Origin of the sequence: Delftia sp. ASV31 (assembly GCF_016428765.1) — a bacterium.
GTDB lineage: Bacteria > Pseudomonadota > Gammaproteobacteria > Burkholderiales > Burkholderiaceae_C > Comamonas > Comamonas acidovorans.
This window is the reverse complement of record NZ_JAELTK010000060.1, coordinates 23,661-39,022: the sequence shown is the minus strand read 5'-3', so window position 1 is coordinate 39,022 and position 15,362 is coordinate 23,661. Positions and strand designations below refer to the sequence as shown.

At 68.0% G+C, this 15,362-nt stretch carries 14 protein-coding genes; 3 read left to right on the top strand and 11 right to left on the bottom strand.

What is annotated here, in order from left to right; all coding sequences use genetic code 11:
• Positions 1–462 precede the first annotated feature (462 nt).
• Positions 463–1,500 carry a recombination-associated protein RdgC gene (locus tag JHD82_RS20060; RefSeq protein ID WP_199138350.1) on the top strand — a complete coding sequence of 346 codons (1,038 nt, stop codon included), beginning with the start codon at positions 463–465 and terminating at the stop codon, positions 1,498–1,500.
• A 60-nt stretch (positions 1,501–1,560) separates the two neighbouring features.
• On the opposite strand, the gene JHD82_RS20055 is transcribed toward JHD82_RS20060, so the two are convergent.
• From JHD82_RS20055 to JHD82_RS20020, 8 genes are all read right to left on the bottom strand, one after another.
• Positions 1,561–2,748: an acetyl-CoA C-acyltransferase family protein gene (locus JHD82_RS20055; protein WP_071957013.1), complete on the bottom strand. Its 1,188-nt coding sequence runs from the start codon at positions 2,746–2,748 to the stop codon at positions 1,561–1,563.
• Positions 2,749–2,847: 99 nt separating this feature from the next.
• Positions 2,848–3,636 (bottom strand): enoyl-CoA hydratase/isomerase family protein, encoded by a 789-nt coding sequence (locus JHD82_RS20050; RefSeq protein ID WP_097204847.1) that lies wholly within the window; start codon positions 3,634–3,636, stop codon positions 2,848–2,850.
• Positions 3,637–3,645: 9 nt separating this feature from the next.
• A complete protein-coding gene (locus JHD82_RS20045; protein ID WP_199138347.1) occupies positions 3,646–5,481 on the bottom strand; it encodes a long-chain fatty acid--CoA ligase in 1,836 nt (611 codons plus the stop codon).
• A gap of 145 nt (positions 5,482–5,626) precedes the next feature.
• Positions 5,627–6,445 carry an ABC transporter ATP-binding protein gene (locus JHD82_RS20040; protein ID WP_071953961.1) on the bottom strand — a complete coding sequence of 273 codons (819 nt, stop codon included), beginning with the start codon at positions 6,443–6,445 and terminating at the stop codon, positions 5,627–5,629.
• Between the two features lie 25 nt (positions 6,446–6,470).
• Entirely contained in the window at positions 6,471–7,652 is a 1,182-nt protein-coding gene (locus JHD82_RS20035; RefSeq protein ID WP_199138345.1) for an ABC transporter substrate-binding protein, read from the bottom strand.
• Positions 7,653–7,689: 37 nt separating this feature from the next.
• Complete coding sequence (locus tag JHD82_RS20030) at positions 7,690–8,727, bottom strand: branched-chain amino acid ABC transporter permease (RefSeq protein WP_199138343.1); 1,038 nt, start codon at positions 8,725–8,727, stop codon at positions 7,690–7,692.
• A 22-nt stretch (positions 8,728–8,749) separates the two neighbouring features.
• The gene (locus JHD82_RS20025; protein ID WP_013799949.1) at positions 8,750–9,631 is read right to left on the bottom strand and encodes a branched-chain amino acid ABC transporter permease; all 882 of its coding nucleotides are present in this window, start codon (positions 9,629–9,631) and stop codon (positions 8,750–8,752) included.
• Positions 9,628–10,512: an ABC transporter ATP-binding protein gene (locus JHD82_RS20020; RefSeq protein WP_199138341.1), complete on the bottom strand. Its 885-nt coding sequence runs from the start codon at positions 10,510–10,512 to the stop codon at positions 9,628–9,630. Before JHD82_RS20020 ends, JHD82_RS20025 begins: the two co-directional genes overlap by 4 nt.
• Before the next feature lie 130 nt (positions 10,513–10,642).
• Here JHD82_RS20020 and JHD82_RS20015 point away from each other — a divergent pair, with 130 nt between their 5' ends.
• Complete coding sequence (locus JHD82_RS20015; RefSeq protein WP_199138339.1) at positions 10,643–11,413, top strand: TetR/AcrR family transcriptional regulator; 771 nt, start codon at positions 10,643–10,645, stop codon at positions 11,411–11,413.
• Positions 11,414–11,439: 26 nt separating this feature from the next.
• Here the strand turns inward: JHD82_RS20015 and cueR are convergent, their stop codons facing one another.
• Both cueR and JHD82_RS20005 read right to left on the bottom strand, forming a co-directional pair.
• Complete coding sequence (gene cueR, locus JHD82_RS20010) at positions 11,440–11,874, bottom strand: Cu(I)-responsive transcriptional regulator (RefSeq protein ID WP_199138337.1); 435 nt, start codon at positions 11,872–11,874, stop codon at positions 11,440–11,442.
• 44 nt (positions 11,875–11,918) lie between these two features.
• Positions 11,919–12,113: a heavy-metal-associated domain-containing protein gene (locus tag JHD82_RS20005; protein WP_012201975.1), complete on the bottom strand. Its 195-nt coding sequence runs from the start codon at positions 12,111–12,113 to the stop codon at positions 11,919–11,921.
• A 300-nt stretch (positions 12,114–12,413) separates the two neighbouring features.
• On the opposite strand from JHD82_RS20005, the gene JHD82_RS20000 reads away from it, so the two are divergent.
• The gene (locus JHD82_RS20000; protein ID WP_012201976.1) at positions 12,414–14,117 is read left to right on the top strand and encodes a methyl-accepting chemotaxis protein; all 1,704 of its coding nucleotides are present in this window, start codon (positions 12,414–12,416) and stop codon (positions 14,115–14,117) included.
• A gap of 105 nt (positions 14,118–14,222) precedes the next feature.
• Here JHD82_RS20000 and JHD82_RS19995 read toward each other — a convergent pair whose 3' ends face one another.
• The gene (locus JHD82_RS19995) at positions 14,223–15,341 is read right to left on the bottom strand and encodes an alkene reductase (protein WP_199138335.1); all 1,119 of its coding nucleotides are present in this window, start codon (positions 15,339–15,341) and stop codon (positions 14,223–14,225) included.
• Between the last annotated feature and the right edge of the window lie 21 nt (positions 15,342–15,362).

Here is a 15,362-nt window from a genome sequence, read left to right as displayed (position 1 = left end):
GCTTGTGCATGGAGCGATCGGGCTTGGGTGCCGTGGCGGCGGCGGGGGCTGCCGGCGCGGCGGTCTGGGCGTACGAGGGCAGGGCGAACGATGCCAGCAAGGCGGTGGCAGCGGCGGCGCTGGCGAGGGTGCGGCGGAAGGTGGTGGTCATTCCAAAATCCTTTCTGGAGAGGGTGACTGAAGGCCGCCGTCAAGGCACTTGGCGAGCCCTGTGCAGCGGATGATTGAAGTGTGGTCGTCCGATGTATCGGGGCAGTGAGGTTTTGCGCACGGCTTGTAAAGAATTGACAAGCTTGTGCAGCGCCGTCCGGTGCCAGGCATGCACAATGACCGGGCGGGGCGCCAAGGCATGGCGCCCCTGCTGTTTTTTCTGTTTTCTCCCTCTGGATGGAGGCGGCGCAGCCCGGTGTTGCACACCGCTTGCTGCGGCGCAGCCGCAGTCCGTCCGAGCAAAGGTTCGCTATGTTCAAAAACATGATCGTCTATCGCATTGCCGAGAGCTGGCAGGGCGATTTGCAGCAGCTTGAAGAAGCCTTGGGCAAGAGCCCGTTTGCCGAGTGCGGCGCCACGCAGGAGCGCAGCGCCGGCTGGGTGCCGCCGCGCGGCGAGCCCCATGGCCCGCTGGCCGAGTCCGTGGCCAATCAGTGGGTGATGCGCTTCATGACCGAGGCCAAGATGCTGCCGGCCAGCGTGCTCAACCGCCGCGTCAACGAAAAGGCTGCCCACATCGAGGCCACCGAAGGCCGCAAGCCCGGCAAGAAGGAAAAGAAGGAACTCAAGGACGAGGCCAAGCTGGACCTGCTGCCCATGGCCTTCACCAAGCAGGGCGCCATGTGGGTCTGGCTGGACCCGCAGGCCCGCACCCTGGTGCTGGACACCGGCAGCCAGGCGCGCGCCGACGAGGTGGTCAGCTCGCTGGTGGAGGGCCTCACAGGCTTTGCGCTGGCCCTGGTCGATACGCAGACCAGCGCCCAGGCCGCCATGGCGCACTGGCTGACCACGCAGGAAAGCCCGGCCGGCTTCTCGATTGACCGCGAATGCGAGCTCAAGGCCGCCGACGAATCCAAGGCCGTGGTGCGCTATGCGCGCCATCCGCTGGACATCGACGAGGTGCGCCAGCACATCGAGCACGGCAAGCTGCCCACGCGCCTGGCGCTGACCTGGGATGACCGCGTGAGCTTCGTGCTGACCGAGGGTCTGCAGATCCGCAAGATCGCGCTGCTCGATGCCGTGATGGAAGGCCAGTCGCAGGACGACGGCGGCTTCGATGCCGATGTGGCGATTGCCACGGGCGAGCTGTCCAGGCTCATCCCCGATCTGATCGAGGCACTGGGCGGGGAAGGGCGCACGGGCCTGGGCCAGGATCTGCCGGCATCGCTGCAGACGCCCGCTGCTCAGGCTCCCACAGCAGCACCGCGTGCAGCGGCCTCGGGCCGTGGTGCGCTGACGGGGCCGGCCCTGGCGCCCGTGGATACGGCGCCTGAAGAAGCGCCTTTCTAGGCCGGCAGGCGGCTGCGGTGGCGATGTTTCATGTGAAACATCGCCACGCCCAGGCGGCGCTCAGACTCTTTCAAAGATGGCCGAGATCCCTTGGCCGCCACCAATGCACATGGTCACCAGCGCATAGCGGCCGCCCGTGCGCTGCAGCTCGGCGATGGCCTTGGTGGTGATGATGGCGCCCGTGGCGCCGACCGGGTGGCCCAGCGAGATGCCCGAGCCGTTGGGGTTGACCTTGGCCGGGTCCATGCCCAGCTGCTGGATCACGGCGCAGGCCTGGGCCGCGAAGGCCTCGTTGGCCTCGATCACGTCCATGTCTGCAATCTTCAGGCCCGTGCGCTGCAGCACCTTCTGCGTGGCCGGCACGGGGCCTATGCCCATGTAGGCGGGGTCCACGCCGGCATGGGCGTAGCCCACCAGGCGCGCCAGCGGCTTCAGTCCCAGGGCCGCCACGCGATCGCCTGCGGCCAGGGCCACGGCGGCGGCGCCGTCGTTGATGCCCGAGGCATTGCCGGCCGTCACGCTGCCGCTTTCCTTTCGGAACGCGGGCTTCATGGTGGACAGCAATTCGATGGTGGTGCTGGCGCGCACATGCTCGTCGGTGTCGAAGACCACGACGCCCTTGCGCGTGGCGATCTCCACGGGAACGATCTGCTCCTTGAAGTGGCCGGCCGCAATGGCAGCGGCCGCGCGCTGGTGGCTGGCTGCCGCCAGTTCGTCCTGCATTTCGCGGCTGATGTGGTAGCGCTCGGCCACGTTTTCGGCCGTGATGCCCATGTGCATCTTCTGCCAGGGGTCGTGCAGGATGCCCAGCATGTAGTCGATGCTCTTGGCGTCGCCCATGCGCGCGCCCCAGCGGGCGGCCTGGTCGAAGTAGGGCCCGCGGCTCATGGACTCGCTGCCGCCGCCGATGGCCACGTCGCAGTCGCCCAGCGCAATGGCCTGGGCGGCAGAGACGATGGCCTGCAGGCCGGAGCCGCACAGCCGGTTGACGTTGAAGGCCGGCGTCTCGATGGGGCAGCCCGCATCGATGGCGGCCACGCGCGAGAGGTAGGCGTCCTTGGTATCGGTGGGGATCACATTGCCCATGACCACGTGGCCGACGGCGTCGGGCGCCAGGCCCGCGCGCTCGATGGCCGCCTTGACGGCCGTGGTGGCCAGCTGGGTGTTGGGTACGTCCTTGAGGCTGCCGCCGAAGGTGCCGATGGCGGTGCGCGCAGTGCCGACGACGAAGACGTCGCGTGGGGTCATGGTGAAGCTCCTCGAAGCGATGAACACGGGGGATGGAGTGCATTGTGCCGGGCAGGCGGCAGGCAGCGCAGCCGCCTCGGCGTCAGTTCCGGGCGCAGGTCAACGTCCCTCGAATTGCGGCGCCTGCTTGGCGTGGAACGCCGCAATGCCGCGCGGCAGGTCGGCCGTGCGCGCACAGGCATCGAAGGCGCAGGCCTCGGCGGCCAGCTGGTCGCGCAGGCTGCGGTCCAGGCCCGCGCGCATGAGGCGGCGCATATGGCCCAGCGCCACCGTGGGACCGGCGGCCAGGCGTTGGGCCAGCTGCTGCACGGCGGCGTCGAGTTCGGCGGGCGGCAGGACGCGGTTGATGAGGCTCAGGCGCTGCGCTTGGGCGCAGTCCAGGGTCTCGCCCAGCATGGCGATCTCCAGCGCGTTGCGCAGGCCCACGATGCGCGGCAGCGCCCAGGAGGCTCCCACGTCGCAGCTGGCGCCCAGGTTGATGTAGGCCAGGTTGAAGCGCGTGCCCTCGGCCGCGTAGACGAAGTCGGCCTGCAGCATCAGCGACAGGCCTGCGCCTGCCGCCGCGCCATGCACCTTGGCGATGACGGGCGCATCGAGCTGGCCCAGCAGCGCCACGGCCTCGTTGAGCGGCGCCAGCAGCTCGGCCGCGCCGCGCACGGGGTCGGCGGCCAGCGTGTCCAGGTCGCCGCCCGCCATGAAGGCGCGGCCCGCGCCTTCCAGCACCACGCAGCGCAGCGCGCGGTCCTGGGCCAGGGTGCGCACGGCGTCGCGCAGTGCCAGCGCCATGGGCACGTCGATGGCGTTGAGGGCGGCAGGGCGGTGGAAGGTCAGCGTGGCGATGGCGCCTTCGCGGTGCAGCAGCAGTGGGGTGTCTTGCGTGTCGGTCATGGGAGCGGATCAGTGGTACAGGGCGTCGATTTCGGCGGCGTAGGTCTTGTAGATGGACGAGCGGCGCACCTTCATCGTGGCCGTGACTTCGCCGTCGTCGTGGTCCAGTTCCTTGGTCAGCAGATGGAAGCGCCGCACATGCGAGACCTGGGCCAGGCGCGCATTGCCCTGCGCGATCTCGGCATCGATCAGCGCGCGCACCTCGGCCATCTCGGCCAGGGAGCGGAAATGCGTGAAGGGGATGCGCCGCGCCTGGGCCCATTGGCCCACGGTCTCGTAGTCGATCTGCACCAGCGCGCCCACGAACTTGCGGCCCTCGGCCACGACGATGCACTCCTTGATGAATGGGCTGGACTTCATGGTGTTCTCGATCTCCGAGGGCGTGAGGTTCTTGCCGCCGGCGGTGATCATGATGTCCTTGAGGCGGTCCACGATGCGCAGCTGGCCGTCCTGCACGCGCACCACGTCGCCCGTGTGCAGCCAGCCGTCCTGCAGGCTTTGCGCCGTGGCCTCGGGGTTCTTGTAGTAGCCCGCGAAGACCATGTCGCCCTTGATCTGGAGTTCGCCGCTGCCGTCGCCTTCGTCACCGGGCTGGCCGCCATGGCTGGCAATGCGCCATTGCACGCCTTCGGTGGCCACGCCCACGGTGCCCACGGCCACGTCGTCCAGGCGGTGGCCGGTAACCATTCCCGTGGATTCGGTCAGCCCGTAGACCTCGATCAGCGGCACGCCCAGCGTGCGGAAAAAGCGGACCACGTCGGGCGGTATGGGCGCGGCGCCGGTGAGCGCCACGCGCGCCTCGCGCAGGCCGATGAAGTTCTGCAGCGCGCGCAGCACGCTCCAGTAGCTGGCCGCCCAGGCCAGGCGCTCGGGCAGGCTCCACTGCCTGCGGGGCTTTTCGGCCAGCGGCGCGCAGGCCGCCATGGCGCGCCGGTAGAGCGCGCGGCGCAGCGGCCCGGTCTCCTGCATCTTGATGCTGATGGCCGCATGCAGCTTTTCCCAGATGCGCGGCACGCCCAGGAACATGTTGGGCGCGACTTCGCGCAGGTCTTCCTGCACCGTGCGAATGGACTCGCCGAAGTGCACCTGCGAGCCCAGGTAGACCGGCACGAAGCTGGTCAGCATCTGCTCGGCCACGTGGCACAGCGGCAGGTAGGACAGGTGGCGCGTGCCGCCGTCCAGCCCCAGCCGCTCGGCAATGCCGGGCACCACGCCGCGGATGTTGCGGTAGGTGATCATGGCGCCCTTGGGCTTGCCGGTGGAGCCCGAGGTGTAGATCATCAGCCCCACGTCATCCAGCGTCTGGCGTGCCAGCGCCTCTTCGATGGGGGCGCGGCTGGCGGCCTGGGCGCCCAGGCGCTCGACTTCGTCGAAGGTGGCGATCAGGGCGCGGACCTCGGGCGCGAAGCTGCGCAGGCCCTTGGTCTCCATGACGATGATCTTCTTCAGGCGCGGCAGCTGGGGCAGAGCGGCCAGCAGCTTGTCGGTCTGCTCCTGGTCCTCGCAGACCATGATGTCCACATCGGCATGGCCCGCCACATAGGCGACCTCGGGCGTGGGACTGGTGGGGTACACGCCCACTGTGATGGCGCCGATCAGGCCCGCGCCCATCTGGGCCAGCACCCACTCGATGCGGTTCTCGGAGATCACGCCCATGTGGCCGCCTGGAGGCAGGCCCAGCTGCGCCAGGCCCAGCCCGAAGTGGCTGGCACGCTCGTGGTAGCGCGCCCAGCTGGTGGGCTTCCAGATGCCGAAGTCCTTTTGCCGTATGGCCACGCGCTGGGCATCGCTGCGCGCGCGTTCGGCCAGCATCTGGGGCAGGGTGAGTTCGGGAAGGTTCTTCATATCAATGACCCATCGCGCTGCCTGTGACACTGGCGTGCCCCCACACGGGAGCACCGAGGAAGGGCCGCCCCGCACCGAGGGTGCTGTCCCCCTCCCTCGCGAAGCGGGAGAGAGGGGGAAGGCGCGAAGCGACTCAGGGGGTGCTTCATGACAACCAGCGCTTGCGGCGCTTGTAGTGCTTCAGGTCGCGAAAACTTTTTGCCTCGCCGCCACCACCCATGCCCAGGTAGAACTCGCGCACGTCGGCATCCTGGGCCAGGCGTTCGGCCGGCCCGTCGATGACGATCTTGCCGTTCTCCATGATGTAGCCGCTGTGCGCCACGGCCAGGGCCACGGTGGCGTTCTGCTCGACCAGCAGCATGGAGGTGCCGCGCTCGGCATTGATGCGCGCGATGATGGTGAAGATGTCCTCCACCAGCTTCGGAGCCAGGCCCAGCGAGGGCTCGTCCAGCAGCATGAGCTGGGGCTCGGCGATCAGCGCGCGGCCAATGGCCAGCATCTGCTGCTCGCCGCCCGACAGGTAGCCGGCCAGGCCTTTGCGTCGCTCATGCAGGCGCGGGAAGTAGCTGTAGACCAGGTCGAAGTCGGGCTTGACTTGATTGCGGCCCGTGAGCGCGTAGGTCGCGGCCACGAGGTTTTCCTCCACCGTGAGGTCCTCGAACACGCGCCGGCCCTCCATCACATGCGACAGCCCCAGGCGCACCAGCTGCTGGGGCGCGTACTGCGCGGTGGACTGGCCGTTGTAGCGCACGCTGCCGCTGGCCAGCAGGCCGTCCTCCAGCGCCAGCAGCCCCGAGACGGCCTTGAGCGTGGTGCTCTTGCCCGCGCCGTTGCTGCCCAGCAGCGCCACGATCTGGCCGCGCGGCACGGCCAGCGACAGGCCCCGCAGGGCCTGCACGACCTTGTTGTAGATGACCTCGATGTTGTTGATTTCGAGGACCTTGTCCGTGGGCTGCTCGGTCATGTGCGGGCGTCTGTTCGGACGACGGTCAAAGTGCGATCCAGTCGGACGCTGGGAGCATCTTCTGCGCCTTCATGTCCGCCTTGTAGACGCGGCCCACGGGAATCGAATTGCCCTTGATGGTGATGGGCACGCCGATCAGTCCGCCCGTGTCGAAGTCCTTGATGGAGTTGAGCGCGGCCTTGAGGTTGGGGCCGGTGAGCGGCTTGCCCGCGTCCAGGCAGCGCCTGGCCGATTCCACGAACAGCATGGCCGCCAGGAAGCCCTGGATATAGGCCGTGCTCTGGTACTCGGGGCGCAGCGCGCGGATCTTGTCCAGCATGGGCGCCTTGGCCGAGGTGTCGTAGTAGTAGCGGTAGGGCATGACGCCCATGAAGCCGTCGCCGGCCTCGCCCATCTTCATGACGGTGGAGCTGTCCATGGTCCAGAAGGTGCCCATCCATTGGCTGGTCATGCCCATCTGCTTGCCCTGCTGGATGAACTCGGGAATGGGCGCGAGGATGTAGCCGTGGAAGATGGTGTAGTCGGGCGCGGCGCGGCGCAGCTTGATGACTTCGGTGGACACGTCCACGCTGCCGGGCGGCGTCATCAGCTTGGCCACCACGTTCAGGCCCAGCTTCTTGGCGGCCGCCTCGCTGGCCTCGATGGGGTCGCGGCCGAATTCGGAGTCGGAGTAGACGAAGGCCACCTTGGCGCCCGGCTTTTCCTTGGCGATGTGCTTGAGCAGGATGCCGAACATCTCCGTGTAGTCGGGTCCCACGAGGAACTGGTTCGGGTACTTGGCCGGGTTGTTGAGCTCGGTGGCGAAGGAGGCGCCCGCCATGAGGATGGCGCCGTTGCGGTCCAGCTCGGGGTTGATGGTCTTGGAAAAGCCCGTGGAGTCGCCGTAGTAGAGGTTGACCTTGTTCTGGCTGGTGATCTTCTTGAACGCGGCCACCGAGACATCGACCTTGTAGCCCGTGTCCTCGGGCACGTAGCGGATCTTGCGGCCCTTGATGCCGCCGGCATCGTTGACCATCTTCACGTAGTCGCCCATGCCGGCATTGATGCCCACGCCCGCGAAGGCGAACACGCCCGTCATGGGGATGGAGCCGCCGATCACGATGTCTTCGCCGCCAGCCTGGGCGCGGGCGGCCAGCGGTGCGGCCAGGCTGGCGCCGGCCGCCAGCAGCAGGCTGCGGCGGCGCGAGGAGGTCGGGTGTTGCTGCATTGCTTGTCTCCTTTTGCTTGTCGTGCGCGGCGCCGCCTCAATTGCGGAAGGGCCACAGGTGGAAGAAGCGGCGCAGGCGCCGCCACATTTGTGCGAGCCCCTGCGGCTCGAAGACCAGAAAGACGATGATCAGCAGCCCGAACACCATGGTGCGCACGGGCGACAGGAAGACGGCCAGCTCGGAGCCGCCGGGCAGCAGGTCCACGATGAGCTTGAGCAGCTCCGGGACCATGGTCATGAAGACCGCGCCCAGGATGCCGCCCAGGATGGAGCCCATGCCGCCGACGATGATGGCCGCCAGAAAGAAGATGGACATCAAGAGCGGAAAGCTCTCGGGCGTGACCACGCGAAAGAAGTACGCCCACAGCCCGCCCGCCACGCCTGCGTAGAACGAGGACAGCCCGAACGACAGCAGCTTGTAGCGCAGCAGCGGTATGCCCAGCACCTCGGCCGAGATGTCGCGGTCGCGGATGGCGATGAAGGCGCGGCCTATGCGTGTGCGAAACAGGTTGGCCGCGCCCAGCAGCATCAGCAGCGTGACGGGCACGATCACCCAGTACAGCCGGAACGAGGTGTCCAGCGCCACGCCGAACACCGTGGCCGGCTGCAGCGTCAGGCCCGCCGTGCCGCCCGTGAGCCTGAGGTTGGCGAACAGGAAATGGGCGATGAACGAGGCCGCGATGGTGGCAATCGCCAGGTAAAGGCCCTTGACGCGCAGCGAGGGCAGGCCCACCACGATGCCGCCCAGCATGGCCACGAAGCCGCCAGCCAGCAGGTTGAACAGCACGGGCGTGCCCCAGCGCGCCTGCACGATGGCCACCGTGTAGGCGCCCAGTCCCATGAAGGCGGCCTGGCCCAGGCTGACCAGGCCCGTGTAGCCGGTGAGGATGTTCAGCCCCGTGGCGCCGGCCACGTTGATGCTGACCAGGCAGGCTAGGTACAGCCAGTAGTCGCTGGCCATGAAGGGGAACAGCAGCAGCAGCGCGCCGGCCATGGCCAGCCAGATGCGTTGCGTGCGGGAGTCGAACAGCGCCGCATCGGCGATGTAGCTTTCCTTGAGGGTGCCTATGCGCATGCTGCCGTCTTTCTGAAGCTGTCTAGAGCCGCTCGATCTCGTGCGTGCCGAACAGGCCGTAGGGCCTGAGCATCAGCACCACGACCAGCACGATGAAGGTGGCCAGCAGCTTGTACTCGCCGCCCAGGTAGGCGCCGGCCAGCGCCTCCACCAGGCCGATGAACAGGCCGCCGACCAGGGCGCCCAGCACGCTGTCCAGCCCGCCCACGATGACGACCACCAGCACCGACAGGCCGAACACGCCCATGCTCGACGAGATGCCGCCGATGGAGCCGACGATGATTCCCGAGACCGCCGCGATCATGGCCGACACCACCCAGGCCAGCGAGAACACGCGCGGCACGTTGATGCCCACCGAATAGGCCGCGGCCTGGTCGCTGGCCGTGGCGCGCAGGGCCACGCCGCCACGCCAGTAGCGGAACACCAGCAGCACGGCCGCGATGAAGACCACGGCCACGGCTGCGCCCCAGGCCACCTTGGGCGCGAGAAAGGCCTCGCCGATCATCACGGGCTGCGTGGGCATGAACTCGGGCAGGCGGCGCTGGTCGGCCGTCCAGATCAGCTCCACCAGGCCCACCAGCACCGAGGCCAGGCCCACGGTGACCATGAACACCGAGATCGGCGGCTCGCCCAGCAGCGGCCGGATCATCGTGCGCTCGATCAGCGCGCCCAGCAGCCCCGTGCCCAGCACGGCGGCGGGAATGGCCAGCCACAGCGGCAGCGCGAACATGGCCGCAAAGGTGAAGAACAGGTAGGCGCCCACCATCAGCAGCTCGCCGATGGCGATGTTGACCACGCGCGTGGCCTTGTAGACCACCACGAAGGCCAGCGCGGCCAGCGCATACAGGCCGCCTGCGGCCAGGCCCGTGAGGGCGATCTCGAACAGGTAGGCCCAGTCCATCATGCGGCTTCCTGTGCCAGGGCAGGCTGCGGCGTGGCGGGCTCTGGCCGGGTGGACGTGCCGCGCAGCCGGCGCCGCAGCTCGCCCACATCACCGGCGCCCAGGTAGGCCCGGTTCACCTCGGGATCGGCCTGCACCACGGCGGGCGTGCCCTGGGCGATGACCTGGCCGAAGTTGAGCACCACCACATGGTCGGACAGGTCCATGACCATGCCCATGTCGTGCTCCACCATGAGCACGGTCACGCCCCATTCGGCGCGCACATCGAGGATGAAGCGCGCCATGTCCTCGGTCTCCTCGCGGTTCATGCCGGCCACGGGCTCGTCCAGCATCAGGATGCGCGGCTGCATGGCCAGGGCGCGAGCCATCTCCACGCGCTTTTGCAGCCCGTAGGACAGGGCGGCCACGGGCGCATGGCGGATGTGGTCTATCTCCAGGAAATCGATGATGCGCTCCTCGATGTCGCGGCGCAGCTCGGCCTCTTCGCGGCGCGCGCGGCCCAGGTAGAGCAGGGCGTCGAGCACGTTGGTGCGCAGGTGGGCGTGGCGGCCCAGCTTGATGTTGTCCAGCACCGTCATGCCCCGGAACAGCGCAATGTTCTGGAAGCTGCGCCCCAGGCCCAGCCGCGCGCGGCGCGGCGCCGGCATGCGCGTGATGTCCTCGCCCTGGAAGCGGATGGAGCCGCCCGTGGGCCGGTAAAAGCCCGAGATGGTGTTGAACAGCGACGTCTTGCCCGCGCCGTTGGGGCCGATCACCGCCGTGATCGAGCCGGGCTGCACATCGAAGCCCACTCCCGACAGCGCCTTCACGCCGCCAAAGGCGAGCGTGACGCCATCGACCTGCAGCAAGGGGGCGGGCGGGCCGCCGTCGGGGTGTGTCTCCATGGCGCTCTCGTGCGTTGGTTCGTCGAGCCGGGCAGGAGCCTACTGATGCGTAGGCTGTTTACTTTGGAGTAGATTCTGGTTGTCGCCCTACGCATGCAGCATCGGTGATTTCCCCGGTGCGACCGCCGCCATGAAGCCATCGAGCCCTGAAACCAAGACCCGACCCAGCCCCAGCCCCGGAACCCGCACCCGCAAAGGCCGTGCGGCGCCCGCCGTGGACTCGCCCTGGAGCGGCACGCCCGACCGCGAGCAGCAGCGCGAGGCCAAGCGCCAGGCCGTGCTGCAGGCCGCCGCGCAGCTGTTCAACGAGCGCGGCTTCTCCGCCACCTCGCTGGACGACATCGCCGCGCGGCTGGGCGTGAGCAAGCCCACGCTGTACTACTACGTCAAGAACAAGGACGAGATCCTGCTGCAGTGCGTGAACCAGGGCCTGGCCATGACGCTGGAAGGCATCGAGGCCTCGCGCCGCGCAGGCGGCCAGGCCGTGGACCAGCTGCGCGCCTGCATGCAGGTCTATGCGCGCATCGTCACCATGGACTTCGGCATGTGCCTGATCCGCGTGGGCGACGAACAGGTCCCCCCCGACAGCCGCCGCGAACTGCGCCGCCAGAAGGCCGCCATAGACCAGGCCTTCCGCCGCCTGGTGGCCGCCGGCGTGCAGGAGGGCTCCCTGGCCCCCTGCGACCCCAAGATGACGGCCTTCGTGATTGCCGGCGCACTCAGCTGGATAGGCCGCTGGTACCAGCCTGGCGGCCAGTACTCGGCCGAGGAAGTGGCGCAGCAGTGCATTGATACCTTGATGGGGGGGGTGTTGCGGAGGGCGGATGTTCTCGATATGCCCAAGTTATCCAAGCCACCCAAAGTGGGCAAGCCTGCAAAGCGTGCGAAGGCGGGCGGCTGAAGCGCCGTTCCCTGCCGTGAGACACGCTACGGCGCTGTGCTCTCCTGCGCCGCCAGATCATCCAATATCGGGCAGTCCGGCCGGTCGTCGCCGTGGCAGCAGTGCACCAGGGTCTTGAGCGTGCGCTGCATGGCCTGCATGGCGGCGATGCGCTCGGTCAGTTCGTCGATGTGGCGCTGGGCGATGGCCTTGACCTGGCTGCTGGCGCGGCTCTTGTCCTGCCACAGGCCGAGCAGGGTGGCGATCTCGTCCATGGAAAAACCGAGGTCGCGCCCCCGGCGGATGAAGCGCAGGGCGTGCACGTCGGCCTCGGCGTACTGGCGGTAGCCGCCGTCCGTGCGGTGCATGGGCGGCAGCAGGCCCTGGGCTTCGTAGTGGCGCACCATGCGCGCCGAGACACCGGCGCGGCGCGCGGCCTCGCCGATGGAGACGGGCCAGTGCTGTGCGGGGTGGGCGGACATGGTGCGTGCCTTTCGGATGCCTTCGGGTGTCTTTGAGGTGTCTCTCAGGCGACCTTGTAGCCTTCTTCGGCAATGGCGGCGCCCAGTGCCTCGCGGCTGGCGCTGCTGTCGACTTCCACGCGCTGGGCGGCGCGATCGATTTTTACCTGGGCCTGGTCATCCACGCCCTGCACGGCCTGGGTGACGGCGCGTTCGCAGTGGCCGCAGGTCATGCCCTGCACGGTGAAAACATGTTGCATCTCTCGCTCCTGGTTGGGGCGCGCCGAAGTGGCGCAAGCCATGGACGGCATGTTGAACCCTGACACCATGGCAAGGTCAAGCGTCTGGCTGGACAAGGGTTGATTTGGCCCAATTCGATGTGAGTCGGCCGGCTCAATGATCCGCTGCAATGGCCGATAGATCGAAAAGAGCCGTGAATAGGCAAAAACCGTCATAGGCCATTGGCGATCATCTGACAAACTGCAACAATTTGTATTTACGTTGGCGCTATGCATTTGGAGACCGTGCGGGCGCCTTGACTGACAGAGAGGAAAACGGTCATGAACTTGTTGGGAATGATGCGGGCTTTCACGATCCGCACGCGGATGCTGGGTGCCATCGCCATGGTGCTGGTACTGCTGGGTCTGCTGGGCGGAGCCGGGATGCTGGGCATGTTCCGCATCCATGGCATGAGTCAGCAGTTCATGCATACCTCGTACGCCAAGATGGGCTACATGGTGGAGTTGCGCGCCGAGCTGGGTGCCGTGCGCGCCCATGAAAAGGACATGATCATCCAGTACGAGCGTGCCGAAGAGGTGCGCAAGGCCCACACCCAGTGGCTGGCCGCCATCGACCGCGTGAAATCCGTGGCCGAGCGCTTTCTGAAGGACGAGGACCCGGCCGACGATGCCATCGTCAGCGGCATCTCCGAGCGCGTGGACCGCTACCGCCAGCAGTTCGAGCACATTGCACGGCAGCTGGAGGCCGGTGGCTATGACACGGCGACCACGGCCAACCGCATGAGCGGCAAGGCCATGGCCGAGGTGGCCGAGGTCGAAAAGCTCATCGCCCAGCTCGACCAGCTGCTGCGCCAGCAGGTCGACGCCATGGCCGCGGAGGAGCAGGGCGTGGCCGAGCAGACGCAGTGGATCTTCGTGGCGGCCGTGGTGCTCACGGTGCTGGTGGTGGTGCCGCTGACGCTGATGAACATGCTGTCCATCTGCCGCCCCCTGGTGCAGGCGCGCCAGACGGCGCTGACCATTGCCCAGGGCGATCTGTCGCAGAGCGTGAAGGTGGAGGGCAAGGACGAGGTGGCCGACCTGCAGCGCGCGCTGGACCAGATGCAGCAGAGCCTGGGCTCCATGGTGACCCAGGTGCGCGACGCCAGCGGCAACATCGCCACGGCCAGCCAGGAGATCGCCACTGGCAACCAGGACCTGTCCTCGCGCACCGAGCAGACGGCCAGCAATGTGCAGGAGACCGTGGCCTCGCTGTCCCAGCTCACGGCCACGGTGCAGCAGACGGCATCGTCCTCGCAGCTGGCCAACCAACTGGCGGCCTCTGCCTCGACCACGGCCACGCGCGGTGGCGACGTGGTGGCCCAGGCCGTGGTCAGCATGCAGGAGATCACGACCTCCAGCCGCAAGATCGGCGACATCATCGGCCTGATCGACTCCATCGCCTTCCAGACCAACATCCTGGCGCTGAACGCCGCCGTGGAAGCGGCGCGCGCCGGCGAGCAGGGCCGCGGCTTTGCCGTGGTGGCGGCCGAGGTGCGATCCCTGGCCCAGCGCTCGGCCCAGGCGGCCAGCGAGATCAAGGCGCTGATCCAGACCAGCGTGCAGGCCGTGGACGTGGGCGTGCGCCAGGTCGAGGATGCTGGCAAGACCATGAAGGAAATCGTGGACAGCGTGCAGCGCGTGGGCGACATCATTGGCGAGATCACGGCGGCTTCCAGCGAGCAGTCGGGCGGCATCGGCCAGGTCAACCAGGCCGTGGGCGATATCGACCGCATGACGCAGCAGAACGCAGCCCTGGTCGAGGAATCGGCCGCCGCCGCCGAGTCGCTGCGCGAGCAGGCCGCGCGCCTGGCGCAGGTGGTGGGCCAGTTCCGCATTGCCGGTGCGGCCGTGGCGTCCATGGGCTCGCATGCTTCCTATGGCCGTCCCTCCCAGGGCCAGCCCAGCCTGGCGCCGGCTGCAGGCCGCGCCTCGCTGGCCTCTGGCCGGGACACGCGCGAGACCCAGCTGCTGGAACACGCCTGAGATAGCGGACGCAGGGACAGGAGCCTGACCCCTGTTCCACGTGGATCGTCTGAATAAAAAAAGCGGAGTGCGATGCACTCCGCTTTTTGTTTGTGCGGCCGCAAATCAGGCCTGGCGCGCGAACGGGTAGTCGATATAGCCCTCTGCGCCGCCGCCGTAGAAAAGGCTGGAGTTCCAGGGGTTCAGCGGCAGGTCGTCGCGCAGGCGGTGGACCAGGTCGGGGTTGGAGATGAAGGCCTTGCCGAAGGCCACGATATCGGCGTGGCCGTTTTCCACGGCGCGCAGCGCCATGTCGCGGTCATAGCCGTTATTGACCATCCAGGCGCCCTGGCCGCCGGCCTGGCGGTAGGCGGATTTGAGGGCCGCGTAGTCGAAGGGCCGGTCGGGCAATTCACGCGGGCCGCCGGTGGCGCCTTCGATGATGTGGATGTAGGCCAGGCCCAGCGGCGCCAGCTGGCGCACCACGTATTCGAACAGCGGCTGGGGGTCGGCATCGGCGATGTCGTTGGCCGGCGTCACGGGCGACAGGCGGATGCCCACGCGGCCGCCGCCCACGGCATCGGCAGCGGCGCGCGTGCATTCGAGCAGCAGGCGGGCGCGGTTCTCGATGCTGCCGCCGTAGTCGTCATCGCGCTGGTTGGCGCCGGTCTTGAGGAACTGGTCCAGCAGATAGCCATTGGCGCCGTGCAGCTCCACGCCGTCGAAACCGGCCGTCTCCACGGCATTGCGCGCGGCCACGGCGAAGCTGTGGACGATGGCGGGAAGCTCGTGCTGGGCGAGCGCGCGCGGCGCGGAGGTGGGCACGAACTGGCCCTTGCCCGAGTCCTCGTCGATCACATAGGTCTTGGATTTGGCCGCCACCGGGGACGGCCCCACGGGCGCCTGGCCTTCGGGCTGCAGCGAGGTGTGCGAGACCCGGCCCACATGCCACAGCTGGGTGACGATGCGCCCACCGGCCTTGTGCACGGCGTCGGTCACGCGCTTCCAGCCGTCGAGCTGCTCGCTGCCGTACAGGCCCGGCACATGGGCATAGCCCTGTCCCTGGTGGCTGATGGCCGTGCCTTCGCTGATCAGCAGGCCGGCGCTGGCGCGCTGGGCGTAGTAGGTGACCATGATGTCGTTGGGCAGGGCCTGAGGTGCGCGGTTGCGCGTCAGGGGTGCCATGGCGATGCGGTTGGGCAGGCGCAGTTCGCCAGCCTGTATGGGTTCGAACAGAGAGGTCATGCAACGGGGCTTTCTGTGCGT